Here is a 12,259-nt window from a genome sequence, read left to right on the forward strand (position 1 = left end):
AGGTTTACGAGATGGAAGTCATTCTGCTCGACAATATTGGCAAGCTGGGCGGTCTGGGTGACCAGGTCACCGTCAAACCCGGCTATGGCCGTAACTACCTGGTGCCCTACGGCCTCGCCGTGCCGGCCACCAAGGACAACATCGCCGCGTTCGAATCCCAGCGCGCCGAGCTCGAAGCCCAGGCAGCCGACCGCAAGGCCGAGGCCGAGGCGCGTGCCGCTCAGCTTTCCGAGATCGAACTGTCGCTGGTCTCCAAGGCTGGTGACGAAGGCAAGCTGTTCGGCTCGATCGGCCCGCGTGACCTGGCCGAAGCGATCGCCTCTGCCGGTATCGATATCGCCAAGAGCGAAGTGCGCATGCCGGAAGGTCCGATTCGCCACACCGGCGAATACGACATCCAGCTGCATCTGCACGCGGAAGTCGACACCACCGTGCGCGTGGTGGTGGTGGCCGAGTAAGGTCGTCTCATCTGCGCCGTATTGGCCTGCCAGGGTCGATGCAGCGGACAAGGGGGCGTGGGGATTGGATTCCCACGCCCCTTTCCTTTGTGTGACGATGGCGTAACGTTGGTGAGAGGAGGCGGCACTGGTGGGGATTTTTCTGGTGGGGGTTACGTCGATGGAATCTACGTGGGCAGGAGCCGAGCTGGTCGGTAGGGGCAGAGGCTCGGCCTGGGGTAGAATGTTTGCCCAGTTTCGCCCAGGGTTCGCCGCGCCATGAACGAAATGATCGAGCACGACAAGGAAACCGCTGCCCTCAAGGTGCCCCCGCACTCACTCGAGGCGGAGCAGTCGGTGCTGGGTGGCCTGATGCTCGACAACCAGGCCTGGGACAACGTCGCCGATCGCCTGGTCGCCGACGACTTCTATCGCTATGAGCATCGCCTGATCTTCAACGTGATGGCCGCCATCGCCGAAGGCGGGCGGCCGATGGACGTGGTCACCCTCTCCGAGGCCCTGGAAGGCCGTGACCAGCTCGATACCGTGGGTGGACTTGCCTATCTGGCCGAGCTTGCGCGCAATACGCCTTCGGCCAGCAACATTCGCGCCTACGCCGATATCGTTCGCGAGCGCGCCACCCTGCGCAAGTTGATTCGGGCTTCAAGCCAGATCGCCGACGGTGCCTTCAGCCCCCAGGGTCGCCCGGCTGATGAGCTGGTCGAGGAAGCCGAGCGTCTGGTCTTCCAGATCAGCGAGGAACGACCCAAATCGGGTGGGCCGATCGGCATGAGCGAGTTGCTCTCCAAGGCCGTTGACCGCATCGACGAGCTTTTCAACATGCAGGGCGAGATGTCCGGTCTGTCCACTGGTTTCAGTGATCTGGATGACATGACCTCGGGCCTGCAGCCCTCCGATCTGGTGATCATCGCCGGGCGCCCCTCGATGGGCAAGACCACCTTCGCCATGAACCTTGTCGAGCATGCGGTGATCGCCAGTGACAAGCCGGTGATGGTGTTCTCCATGGAGATGCCCGCCGAATCGTTGATGCTGCGCATGTTGTCATCACTTGGACGTATCGACCAGACGCGGGTGCGAACCGGCCAGCTCGAGGACGAGGATTGGCCGCGCCTGACCTCGGCGGTCAACCTGCTCAAGGACAAGCAGTTGTTCATCGATGACACGGCAGCCCTTTCGCCCAATGAGATGCGCTCTCGTATTCGGCGCCTGGTGCGTGAGCACGGCAACATGGGGCTGATCATGATCGACTACCTTCAGTTGATGCAGATCCCGGGGTTTTCCGAGAACCGTACCGGCGAGATTTCCGAGATATCACGCTCGCTCAAGGGCATGGCCAAGGAGTTTGGGTGTCCGGTGGTGGCACTCTCCCAGCTCAACCGCTCGCTGGAGCAGCGCCCGAACAAGCGTCCGGTGATGTCGGACCTGCGCGAATCCGGTGCCATCGAGCAGGATGCCGATGTCATTGCCTTCGTCTACCGGGATGAGGTCTACAATCCAGATAACCCCGACAACCAAGGCCTCGCCGAGCTGATCATCGGCAAGCAGCGTAACGGCCCCATTGGCACGGTACATATGGCGTTCATCGGCAAGTACACGCGATTCGAGGATCTGGCACCGGATAGTTACCGCGATACGTTTGGCGAGTAGCGAAGGCAAGACACTGCGCTTGAGCCACTCGCACAGGCCCGTATAATGCCGACCCTTCGAGAGCGGCCCGATACAACAGGAAGGAGGCAGCATGGCAGGCGGATTCCGACGCGGCAATCGACAGCGAACTCCCAAGCTTCAGGCTCGAGGTGAGCTCCAGTCGATGGAGCGGGAAGGGCCCTTCAAGGAGTGGCTCGGCATGCCCGACCTCTACCGTTACCAGTTGGTAGTGGAGGGCGAACACTACAGTTACCAGACCGAGGATGCCGAGCTGCCGGTACAGGTGGGTGACCAGGTGGTGTTTCGTTACAAGGAGACCAAGGCTGGCAAATGGATCGATCGCAACTCGCTTGGCAAGGCCATCGATCCCTCGACCTATCAATGATCGGCTGATGCTCGTTCACTCCCACACCTGGAACCCCCTGCATCAGCCGTGGTCACAAACGTGAAGCAGTAGGGTAACTCAGTTGTCATTGGGCAGGTCCACGCTGTGCCCAATGGTCATCTGAACATATGAAGGGAGGGAACCATGGAATTCAAGGACATCAAGGCGTTTGTCGAACATCACGACAATTTCGAGATCCGAGTGATCAGCCATGCCGGCAGTCATTTTTACCAGGTCGAACTGGAAGACATCGAAGGGGCACGGCATATGCTCACCCAGCGTGGCAAACCGGTGTTGTTCCGGTCTCTGGACGATGTCTACCTGGAGCTGAAACGTGCCGGGGTTCACCGTGCCTACCTGGTTCAGCAGGTGCCACACGACGAAGTGATCGGGCGTGATGCCCACTATCAGGACCCGTTGACCTCACGCATGCCGCTAGTCTTTTAGCACCGCTCACTATCACCACCCACCACCCACCATTCAAGCACTCAAGCGCTTCATCAACTTCGCCGCCGATTTTCCCACCAGCGCCCCAGGCGCACCCGGCGGCGAGCGAACCAGCGGTATCCTGCATTCATCATCCCGTGAAGCCCCGGCAGGCTGCTGAGCCATACCAGCCGGCGATAACCCAGTACCGCATACAGCGCCCGGCTGGCGTCCATGCCGATGAACCAGCGTCCCTCATCGTCGCGCACGTGCAGTTTGCCCATCATGGCCTCGAAGGTGGTTCCCAGCCGTTGGGCATCGAAGCCGTGTGCGTGGATATCCACCAGCACGACACGTTCATGGTTTGGGTGGCGGGAAAGCCAGGCGACTTCCTTCTGGCAGAAGGGACAGTGACCATCGTGGTAGAGAGTGATCGGAGCCTGGGCGTCCATGGCGGTGTGGCGACTCATTCGTGGCTCTCCTTGGCGGCCTGATAGCCGGCTCTATGCGCATGGTGCTGTCCACCGCGGCCATAGGCGGGGGCAAAATCGAGGGAAGCCAGAAACGCTTCGGCCTGCTGGTGCATGGCGTTACGCTTTTCATCGCTCATGCGTGACAGCGAGCCGTAGATCAACTTCATGCGTGGGTTGGTGGACAGCGTATCGGCATGGCGTTCAAGGAAATGCCAGTAGAGGCTGTTGAGTGGGCAGGCGCGAGTACCGGTGACCTGCTTGGGGTCATAGCGGCAGTGTCGGCAGTGGTCCGACATGCGGTCGATGTACTTGCCGGAGGCGCAGTAGGGCTTGGAGCCCATCAAACCGCCATCGGCATGCAGCACCATCCCCAGGGTGTTAGGCAACTCCACCCATTCGCTGGCATCGGCATAGACCGCCAGGTACCAGTCGCAGAGGGCTTCCGGCGCCACGCCGCACAGCAGCGCGAAGTTGCCGGTGACCATCAGGCGCTGGATATGGTGCGCGTAGGCATTGTCGCGGGTCATCTCGATGGCGCGCTTGAGGCAGCGCAGCTCGGTGTCGCCGCTCCAGTAGCAGCTGGGCAGACCACGCCCGGCATTCAATCGATTGCCGCGCTTGTAATCGGGCATGCGTGTCCAGTAGAGCCCTCGAACGTACTCGCGCCAACCAAGGATCTGGCGTATGAAACCCTCGACGCTGTTGAGTGGCGCCGCGCCATTCTGCCAGGCCTCCTCGGCCGCTTCGCAGACCTCGTGGGGCGACAATAGCCCGATGTTCAGCGCCGCCGAGAGGCGTGAGTGGTAGAGCCATGGCTCGGCATCGCTGATGGCGTCCTGGAAACGCCCGAAGTCAGGGAGCGAATGCTCGATGAAATGCCCAAGGTCGACCAGTGCCTGGCGTCGGGTCACTGGCCAGTTGAAGCCATCTAGGGTGCCGAAATGGTCGCCGAACTGCTCGGCAACCAACCTCAGGACATCGTCGGTGATGGCATCACGCCGATGGCTGGGGGGCGCCGGGAACACGGCGTCTTTCGCCAGGGGCTCTCGATTGTCATGATCGTAGTTCCACTTCCCTCCGGCCGGGTGGTTGCCCTCCATCAGCAGGCCGGTGCGCTTGCGCTGCTCACGATAGAAGTATTCGAGCCGTAGCTGCTTCTTGCCCTGCGCCCAGGCGGCGAAATCGGCTGGCGTGGTGAAGAAGCGATCATCCTCGATCATTCGCCAGGGGAGCGGGGCGTTGGCGCGCGCCTGAATCTCCTCCAACAGCCGCCACTCTCCCGGCCGTACCACGCGAATCTCGTCGCAATCATAGAGCCCGGCCAGCCGCTCGGCCTCGTCGAGCAGGTCGTGGGTGTTGTCGGCGTCGTCCAGCGCGCTGTAGTGCACCTTGACCCCACGCTTGCGAAGCGACTCGGCGAAATGGCGCATGGCCGAGAGAAACAGCGCGATCTTCTGGGGGTGATGAGCGACGTAGGTCCCCTCGGCTGCAACCTCGCACAGCGCCACCACGCCGCCGTCGGGCAGGCCGACGAGGCTCGGCAGGTCGAGGCTCAGCTGGTCGCCAAGCACCAGCGTCAGGGGGCGCATCATGCATGTACCTCAAGCTGTACAAATTCACCCAATAGTACAACTTCATTCCTGCTGTCGTCTCGAGCCCTGATAGACTGTGCTCATGTATTCGGCATGTTTGCCCTCACCCGTATCGAACGCACAGCAGGAGTCTTGTTCATGACATCAGCCAATCTGGAGCAGGATCAGCCCGGGAGCGGGCGCCTGGCCCATGCCCCGACCGACCATCCGGCGGTGCCGCGCAAGAAGGTCGGGGTGCTGCTGGCCAATCTGGGTACCCCGGACGCCACTGACTATTGGTCGATGCGCCGCTACCTGAGCGAATTCCTCTCCGACCGGCGGGTGGTCGACTACGCGGCCTGGAAATGGCAGCCCCTGCTGCAGTTGATCATTCTCTCGCGCCGCCCCTTCAAGTCCGGCGAGGCCTACCGCAGCATCTGGAATACCGAGCAGAACGAGAGCCCGCTTTTGACCATCACTCGCGAGCAGACCCGCAAGGTGTCCGCGGGCCTGAAAGAACGGCTGGGTGATCAGGTGGTGGTGGATTTTTGCATGCGCTATGGCAACCCATCCACCGACAGCGTGCTCAGACGTATGCAGGCCGAGGGTTGCGAGCGCATCCTGTTCTTTCCGCTCTATCCACAGTACGCCTCACCGACCACGGCCACCGCCAATGATCAGGCGTTTCGCACGCTGATGAAGCTCAAGTGGCAGCCGGCCGTGCGGACGGTGCCTGCCTACTTCGAGCAGCCCGCCTACATCGAGGCACTGGCCAATTCGGTGCGCGAGGCCTATGCGGCGACCGAATCACGTCCCGACGTCCTCGTGGCGTCCTATCACGGCGTGCCCAAGCGCTACTTGCTCGAGGGCGACCCCTACCACTGCCAGTGCCAGAAGACCACGCGCCTGCTGAAGGAGCGCCTGGGCTGGAAGGACGACGAGATCGTCACCGCCTTCCAGTCCAAGTTCGGCCCCGAGGAGTGGGTGGGGCCGGCGACGGTGGAGCACGTGGCCGAGCTTGCCCGCCAGGGCAAGAAGCACATTGCGGTGGTGTCGCCGGCGTTTTCCTCCGATTGCGTGGAGACCCTCGAGGAAATCGAGCAGGAGATCCGCTCAAGCTTTATCGAGGCAGGCGGCGAGACCTTCACCTACATTCCCTGCCTCAACGCGCGCGATGACCATATCGCCGCGTTGCTCTCGGTGATCGAGAACGAGCTCGGCGGTTGGATTTAACCGCTGTATCTGCCGCGGCTGGGGAGGAAGCGCTCAGCCGTGGCCGCGGTCCGGGTGGGGCACCGGGCGCTCACCAATCTCCTCATCCCGCAGTTCCGGTGGCTTGCCGCCAGTGTGGTCCTCGTGGCGCAACTGCATGTGCAGGCCGGTCTTGGCCAGCAGGTGGGCACTGACCGGTGCGGTAATGAACAAGAACAGGGCAATCAGCATCTCCTGGATATCGGGTTTTCCATCAATGACCCAGAAGTACAGCATCGAGGCGATCAGCATGCAGCCGATGCCCAGGGTGGTGGCCTTTGTGGGGCCGTGCAGGCGCATGTAGAAGTCACGCAGGTGCGCCATCCCCAATGAGCCAATGAACACGAAGGTGCCGCCGGCCACCAGCAGAAAGGCGATCACCCCTTCGAGAATCACGTAGAGCATGAGACCTCCTATTCGATGATGTCGCCGCGCAGCAGGTACTTGCAGACCGCCACGGTGCTGATGAAACCGAGCATGGCGATCAACAGCGCCGCCTCGAAGTAGGTCTTGGTATTGAGCCATAGCCCCATCAGCACGATCAGCGCGATCGAGTTGATGTACATGGTGTCCAGTGCCAGCAGCCGATCCGGCATGTCCGGACCCACCGCCAGGCGATAAACGTTGAGTAGCAGGGCTATCACCACCAGCGCGAGGGTGATCGAAAGGGCGATATCTAGCATTCGTAGATCTCCTTCAGGGGCTGCTCGTAGCGCTCGCGGATGTGGGTGATCAGCGCCTCCTCGTCATCGACGTTCAAGGCGTGGATCAGCAGGGTCTTGCCATCCATGCGCAGGTTGGCCGAGACGGTGCCCGGAGTCAGGCTAATGGTGTTGGCCAAAAGCGTCACGGTGAAGCGATCCTGGAGCATCAATGGATACTCGACGAAGTGGGGCCTCAGCTTGCTCCAGGGGTTGGCGATCAGCCAGGCCACCTCGAGATTGGCGATGATGATGTCGCCGAGCACGCGCAGCACGAAGCGCAGCAGAGTCCATGGCTTGGCGACGTGTGGCTGGGCGTCCCAGAAGCGGTGGGTGAACAGCGGTATGGCGATGGCAAGCGCACTCCCCAGCAGGATATGGCCGAAGGCCACGCTGCGCACCAGCAGCAGCCACACCACCAGCAGCAGGATCGACATCAACGGTGTGGGGAGCCAGGAACGAGGCTTCATCATGGGGTCGCTCCGTCGACTTTAATCATCGGGGCATCGAAAAGCGCGTGGATCATCGCCTCGGGGTTGGCCAACTGCTCGGCGGTGGCAAGCGTGTATCCGGTGATCGGCCCTGCCAGCAATACCAGCAGCGGTGAGGCGCCCAGCAACCACATCACGCCAAACCACTGACGACGTGGCAGCGCCTCGCCCATGGCATCTCCCTGGCTGCGCCAGAACAGCGTCGAGCCAGCGCGTGACAGTGCCACAGTGGCGGCAAGGCCCGTCGCCAGGAGGATCGGCCACAACCAGGCTTGCTGGCTGCCTTCGGCGGAGGCCATCACCAGTACCTTGCCTAGCGCGCCCGACATGGGGGGCAGGCCTGCCACCCCCACGGCACCGACGAAGAACAGTCCGGCAAGCCAGCCACCCTGCTTGAGCGGGCGTCCCTTGACCAGGCGCGTGCCGGCCTTGCCGCGCTGTACGCCAATCAGTTCCGCGAGCAGGAACAATCCACCCGTGACCAGGGTGGTGTGGATCAGGTAGTAGAGCAGTGCGGATACGGCCTCGACCGAGCCCATGCCGATGCCCGCCAGCAGCGTGCCCACCGATACCAGCACCAGGTAGGCGACCAGCAGGCGCAGGTCGCGCGCTGCCAGCACCCCAACGCCGGCGGCAATTAGGGTGGCAAGCGAGAACCACCATATCCAGGCCTGCTCCAGGTTGGCGAGACCGCCGGCCGATTCACCGAATACCAACGAATAGACACGCAGGATCGAATAGATGCCGACCTTGGTCATGATCGCGAAGAGTGCCGCCACCGGTGCCGGGGCGGCGGCATAGGCCCGCGGCAACCAGAAGTAGAGCGGCAGGATGGCCGCCTTGAGGCCGAACACCACCAACAGTATGAGGGCACCAGCCTTGACCAGCCCGTCGCGTTCGGCGGGGAGCTCGGCCAGGCGCACCGCCATGTCCGCCATGTTGAGCGTGCCGGTGGCACCGTACAGTATGCCCACCCCGATCAGGAACAATGAGGAACCGGCCAGGTTGAGCACCACATAGTGCACGCTTGACTGGATACGCGCCTTGCCACCGCCATGCAGAAGCAGGGCATAGGACGCCAGCAGCAGCACCTCGAAGAATACGAACAGGTTGAACAGGTCGCCGGTCAGGAAGGCACCGTTGATGCCCATCAGCTGCCACTGGAACAGGCCATGGAAGTTGCTGCCCTTCTCGTCATCCCCCGCGCAGGCGAATACCACAGCACCCAACGCCAGCACCCCGGTCAGCAGCACCATCAGGGCCGAGAGTCGGTCCAGCACCAGCACGATACCGAACGGAGGTTGCCAGTCACCCAGGGCGTAGTAGGTCACCTCGCCGCCGGCCGCCTTTGCCACCAGCGCGATGCCGATCAGCACCAGCAGCGCGGTGGACGCCACGCTGATCAGGCGCTTGGTGCGTGTCACCCCTTGGCGGCTGCGTAACAGCAGGATGCCCGCCACCAGCGGTAGTACCACCGGCAGTACGATCAGATGCTGGATCACGCCCGACCCTCCCCATCTTCACGCTTGCGACCGTCCACATGGTCGTTGCCCGCCTCGCTGCGCGCACGCATTGCCAGGATCACCACGAAGGCGGTCATGGCGAAGCCGATAACGATGGCGGTCAGCACCAGCGCCTGGGGCAATGGATCGGCATAGGTCCCTGGGCCATCGAGTATCGCGGCGCCATCGGTGGTAAGACCGCCCATCGAGAACAGGAACAGGTTCACCGCGTAGGAGAGCAGGGTCAGGCCGACCACCACCGGGAAGGTGCGGCCACGCAGGGTCAGGTAGAGCCCGCAGGCGGTCAATACCCCGGTGGTGATGGCATAGAGGCTTTCCATCAGCGATTCTCCTTGGTGAGCCGCTTGTTGGCAGCGGCGCTTGTCTGCGAAGCTTCCTTGGTTGGGCGGTGGGACGTGGTGACCTTGCCGAGGTTGGCGAGGATCATCAACGTGGCGCCCACCACGGCAAGGTAGACGCCCAGATCGAAAAGCATGGCCGTGGCCAGTTCAAATTCGCCCACCAGTGGCAGGTGGAAGTGTCCGAATGCCGAGGTCAGGAAGGGGTGGCCGAACAGCCAACTGCCGAGGCCGGTGAGGGTGGCGATGGCCACGCCGATGATGGCGACAGGCTGGTAGGGGAAGTCGAGGCGCTGCTGGGCCCATTCCACGCCGCGAGCCATGTAGAGCAGGATCAACGCCACGGCGGTAATCAGCCCCGCGATGAAGCCGCCGCCGGGCAGGTTGTGGCCGCGCAGGAAGATGAAGGCGGACACCAACAAGGCAAGTGGCAGCAGCGCCATGGAGATCGACGTCAGGATGGCCGGATAACGATCCGGTGACCACACGCGCCCTTCGCCGTCACTGTGGGGCATGAACAGCCTCAGGCGGTTGAGCAACTTGAAGATGGCCAGCCCCGCAAGAGCCAGTACGGTGATCTCGCCCAGCGTATCGAAGCCACGAAAGTCGACCAGAATCACGTTGACGACATTATGGCCACCGCCGCCGGGGATGCTGTTGTCGAGGAAGAAGCCCGAAATTGGCGCGTTGTCGCGGGTCAGTACCGCGTAGTTGAGGCTTGCGACAACGAAGCCCAGGGTGCCGGCCAGCACCACGTCACGCAGGTTACGTCGTGGAGAGGATTCGCGCGGTGTCTTCTGGGGCAGGAAGAACAGCGCCAGCATCAGCAGGATCATCGTCACCACCTCCACGGACAGCTGGGTCAGGGCCAGGTCAGGCGCGGAGAAGCGCGCGAAGGTCAGCGATACCATCAGACCCACCACGGATAGCAGGATCAACGACACCAGCCGGTAGCGATGCGTGACGGCGGTGCCCACACCCCCGAAGATCAGCAGCGCCGCACCGAGCAGCAGCACGCCGTCGATGGGCTGGTTGCCCTTGCTGCCGGTCAGCGGCCCCATGCCGGCGAGTCCGATTCCCCCCATGACCAGTGATGCGAGCAGCAGCCAAGCCATGTAGCGCTGCAGCGAGCCGCCCTCGAAGCGGGTGAGTACCTTTTCGGCGCGCCGGTTCAGCGACTGGACCGAGTCCTCGAAGACCAGGCGCGAGTCCACCGAGCGAAATCCCTTGAGATAGCGTCGCAGGTCGCCATGGCGCCAATAGGTGGCAATGCCGGCCATCAGTGCCACCACGCTCATGGCCAGGGGCAGGTTCACGCCGTGCCAGATCGCCAGATGGAAGTCGAGCGACTCGCCAAGGACCGCCTGGGAGGCCATGTCGAGCAGGCCGGTGGCCAGCGCCGCAGGGAACAGGCCCACCAGCACGCACAAGGCGACCAGCAGTTCCACCGGCGCTCGCATCAGGCGTGGTGGTTCATGGGGAGGGGATGGCGGTGCTTCGCGGGCAGGCTTGAAGAAGACCGCATGCACCAGGCGCAACGAGTAGGCCACCGAGAGGATACCCCCCAGGGTGGCCAGCACCGGCATCGCCCAGCTCAAGCCGCCGAGTACCGGGGTCGAAAGGCTCTCGGTGAAGAACATCTCCTTGGAGAGAAAGCCGTTGAGCAGGGGCACGCCGGCCATGGCGGCGGCGGCCACCGTGGTCAGCACGGCGGTGACCGGCATGGCGCGGCGAAGTCCGCCGAGCCTTCCCAGTTCACGGGTGCCGGTTTCATGGTCGATGATTCCGGCGCTCATGAACAGCGCCGCCTTGAAGGTGGCATGATTGAGAACGTGAAACAGCGCGGCAAGCACAGCCATTGGGCTGCCGATGCCCAGCAGTACGGTGATCAGGCCCAGGTGGCTGACCGTGGAAAAGGCCAGGATGGCCTTGAGGTCGGTCTTTAGCAGCGCGAACCAGGCACCATAGAGCAGCGTCGCCATGCCCACCAGCGACACCACCACCGACCACAGTTCACTGCCAGCGATCGCAGGGTGGAGCCTGGCCATCAGGAAGATGCCGGCCTTGACCATGGTGGCAGAGTGCAGATAGGCCGACACCGGGGTGGGCGCGGCCATGGCGTGGGGCAGCCAGAACTGGAAGGGGAACTGTGCCGACTTGGTAAAGGCGCCAAGCAGCACCAGGCCCAGCATCAATGGATAGCGTGGGTCGGCGAGGATCGCATCGCCGCTGGCCAGCACCACGTCGATGTCGAAGCTACCGGCCATGTCGCCGAGCAGCAGCAGGCCGGCGAGCAGCGCCAGGCCACCAGCGCCGGTCACGGTCAGCGCCATGCGTGCACCCTTGCGGGCGTCGCTGCGGTGCGACCAGAAGCCGATCAGCAGGAAGGAAGAAATGCTGGTCAGTTCCCAATAAAGCCACAGCAGTAACAGGTTGTCGGACATCACGATGCCGACCATCGAGGCCATGAACAGGATCAGGTAGGCGTAGAAGCGGCCGTAGGGTTCCTCTGGCGACAGGTAGAAATGGGCATACAGCAGGATGAGCAGCCCGATGCCGAGGATCAGCAGGTTGAACAGCACCGACAGGCCATCCAGTCTCAGCGCCAGGTCGAGCCCCAGGCTTGGTATCCAGGCGGCGGCGAAGCGTAGCGATTCTCCAGCGGCGATTCCGGGTAGCTGGGCAAGGGTCAGTAACAGCCCAAGGGCAGGGAGCGCAGCGGTGGCAAGCGAGCAGAATCGCCTTCCACGCCCCGAGGTCAGCACGGGTACGATGACACCCAGCAGCGGCAACAGGGCTATCCACAGCAATGTCATTGAACGGTCATCCTGCGCGGGTCTGAATTAGGGGCATGTTGCTGTCGGGATCTGTGAGCGGCTTGTCGCCTTTTGCCATCCCTTGGCCAACGCGCCCACCCATGATCTTGCCCTGTCTACTCTACCGTAAACATTTGTTGGTCGCCCCTTCCTTGCCTTTCAACACCTTGGCTCTATAG

General features: G+C 62.8%; 13 protein-coding genes. 5 read left to right on the forward strand and 8 right to left on the reverse strand.

The window, feature by feature from the left end:
* Positions 1–11 precede the first annotated feature (11 nt).
* The 4 genes from rplI (at position 12) to C6V82_RS01055 (ending at position 2,937) form a co-directional block, all read left to right on the forward strand.
* Complete coding sequence (gene rplI / locus C6V82_RS01040) at positions 12–458, forward strand: 50S ribosomal protein L9 (protein WP_102589045.1); 447 nt, start codon at positions 12–14, stop codon at positions 456–458.
* Positions 459–716: 258 nt separating this feature from the next.
* Positions 717–2,105 (forward strand): replicative DNA helicase, encoded by a 1,389-nt coding sequence (gene dnaB / locus C6V82_RS01045; protein WP_102589046.1) that lies wholly within the window; start codon positions 717–719, stop codon positions 2,103–2,105.
* Between the two features lie 91 nt (positions 2,106–2,196).
* Positions 2,197–2,490, forward strand: a complete 294-nt coding sequence (locus C6V82_RS01050) for a hypothetical protein (RefSeq protein WP_102589047.1) — start codon at positions 2,197–2,199, stop codon at positions 2,488–2,490.
* A 144-nt stretch (positions 2,491–2,634) separates the two neighbouring features.
* On the forward strand, positions 2,635–2,937 hold the full coding sequence (locus C6V82_RS01055) for a DUF6482 family protein (RefSeq protein ID WP_102589048.1): 303 nt from the start codon (positions 2,635–2,637) through the stop codon (positions 2,935–2,937).
* A 53-nt stretch (positions 2,938–2,990) separates the two neighbouring features.
* On the opposite strand, the gene C6V82_RS01060 is transcribed toward C6V82_RS01055, so the two are convergent.
* Both C6V82_RS01060 and C6V82_RS01065 read right to left on the reverse strand, forming a co-directional pair.
* Positions 2,991–3,386, reverse strand: coding sequence for a thiol-disulfide oxidoreductase DCC family protein (locus C6V82_RS01060; RefSeq protein WP_102589049.1), 396 nt, complete (start codon positions 3,384–3,386; stop codon positions 2,991–2,993).
* Positions 3,383–4,981 (reverse strand): cryptochrome/photolyase family protein, encoded by a 1,599-nt coding sequence (locus C6V82_RS01065; protein ID WP_102589050.1) that lies wholly within the window; start codon positions 4,979–4,981, stop codon positions 3,383–3,385. Before C6V82_RS01065 ends, C6V82_RS01060 begins: the two co-directional genes overlap by 4 nt.
* A gap of 138 nt (positions 4,982–5,119) precedes the next feature.
* Between C6V82_RS01065 and hemH the strand changes: the two genes are divergently transcribed.
* Positions 5,120–6,193 carry a ferrochelatase gene (hemH, locus tag C6V82_RS01070; RefSeq protein ID WP_102589051.1) on the forward strand — a complete coding sequence of 358 codons (1,074 nt, stop codon included), beginning with the start codon at positions 5,120–5,122 and terminating at the stop codon, positions 6,191–6,193.
* 33 nt (positions 6,194–6,226) lie between these two features.
* Here hemH and C6V82_RS01075 read toward each other — a convergent pair whose 3' ends face one another.
* The 6 genes from C6V82_RS01075 to C6V82_RS01100 are packed head-to-tail and all read right to left on the reverse strand — an operon-like array spanning position 6,227 to position 12,080.
* Positions 6,227–6,616, reverse strand: a complete 390-nt coding sequence (locus C6V82_RS01075) for a Na+/H+ antiporter subunit G (protein WP_102589052.1) — start codon at positions 6,614–6,616, stop codon at positions 6,227–6,229.
* A gap of 8 nt (positions 6,617–6,624) precedes the next feature.
* Entirely contained in the window at positions 6,625–6,894 is a 270-nt protein-coding gene (locus C6V82_RS01080; RefSeq protein WP_102589053.1) for a K+/H+ antiporter subunit F, read from the reverse strand.
* On the reverse strand, positions 6,888–7,385 hold the full coding sequence (locus tag C6V82_RS01085) for a Na+/H+ antiporter subunit E (protein WP_102589054.1): 498 nt from the start codon (positions 7,383–7,385) through the stop codon (positions 6,888–6,890). The genes C6V82_RS01080 and C6V82_RS01085 overlap by 7 nt, the downstream gene beginning before the upstream one ends.
* Positions 7,382–8,905 (reverse strand): monovalent cation/H+ antiporter subunit D, encoded by a 1,524-nt coding sequence (locus C6V82_RS01090; protein ID WP_102589055.1) that lies wholly within the window; start codon positions 8,903–8,905, stop codon positions 7,382–7,384. The genes C6V82_RS01085 and C6V82_RS01090 overlap by 4 nt, the downstream gene beginning before the upstream one ends.
* Positions 8,902–9,246 carry a Na+/H+ antiporter subunit C gene (locus tag C6V82_RS01095; RefSeq protein ID WP_102589056.1) on the reverse strand — a complete coding sequence of 115 codons (345 nt, stop codon included), beginning with the start codon at positions 9,244–9,246 and terminating at the stop codon, positions 8,902–8,904. Before C6V82_RS01095 ends, C6V82_RS01090 begins: the two co-directional genes overlap by 4 nt.
* Positions 9,246–12,080: a monovalent cation/H+ antiporter subunit A gene (locus C6V82_RS01100; protein ID WP_102589057.1), complete on the reverse strand. Its 2,835-nt coding sequence runs from the start codon at positions 12,078–12,080 to the stop codon at positions 9,246–9,248. Before C6V82_RS01100 ends, C6V82_RS01095 begins: the two co-directional genes overlap by 1 nt.
* Positions 12,081–12,259 lie beyond the last annotated feature (179 nt).

The organism is Halomonas urumqiensis, assembly GCF_003028575.1.
Classification (GTDB): Bacteria; Pseudomonadota; Gammaproteobacteria; order Pseudomonadales; family Halomonadaceae; genus Halomonas; species Halomonas urumqiensis.

Bases quoted from the DNA above. Each gene is read 5' to 3' on its own strand.
- rplI (WP_102589045.1), top strand. From the start codon at position 12: ATGGAAGTCATTCTGCTCGACAATATTGGCAAGCTGGGCGGTCTGGGT.
- dnaB (WP_102589046.1), top strand. From the start codon at position 717: ATGAACGAAATGATCGAGCACGACAAGGAAACCGCTGCCCTCAAGGTG.
- C6V82_RS01050 (WP_102589047.1), top strand. From the start codon at position 2,197: ATGGCAGGCGGATTCCGACGCGGCAATCGACAGCGAACTCCCAAGCTT.
- C6V82_RS01055 (WP_102589048.1), top strand. From the start codon at position 2,635: ATGGAATTCAAGGACATCAAGGCGTTTGTCGAACATCACGACAATTTC.
- C6V82_RS01060 (WP_102589049.1), bottom strand. From the start codon at position 3,386: ATGAGTCGCCACACCGCCATGGACGCCCAGGCTCCGATCACTCTCTAC.
- C6V82_RS01065 (WP_102589050.1), bottom strand. From the start codon at position 4,981: ATGATGCGCCCCCTGACGCTGGTGCTTGGCGACCAGCTGAGCCTCGAC.
- hemH (WP_102589051.1), top strand. From the start codon at position 5,120: ATGACATCAGCCAATCTGGAGCAGGATCAGCCCGGGAGCGGGCGCCTG.
- C6V82_RS01075 (WP_102589052.1), bottom strand. From the start codon at position 6,616: ATGCTCTACGTGATTCTCGAAGGGGTGATCGCCTTTCTGCTGGTGGCC.
- C6V82_RS01080 (WP_102589053.1), bottom strand. From the start codon at position 6,894: ATGCTAGATATCGCCCTTTCGATCACCCTCGCGCTGGTGGTGATAGCC.
- C6V82_RS01085 (WP_102589054.1), bottom strand. From the start codon at position 7,385: ATGATGAAGCCTCGTTCCTGGCTCCCCACACCGTTGATGTCGATCCTG.
- C6V82_RS01095 (WP_102589056.1), bottom strand. From the start codon at position 9,246: ATGGAAAGCCTCTATGCCATCACCACCGGGGTATTGACCGCCTGCGGG.
- C6V82_RS01100 (WP_102589057.1), bottom strand. From the start codon at position 12,080: ATGACATTGCTGTGGATAGCCCTGTTGCCGCTGCTGGGTGTCATCGTA.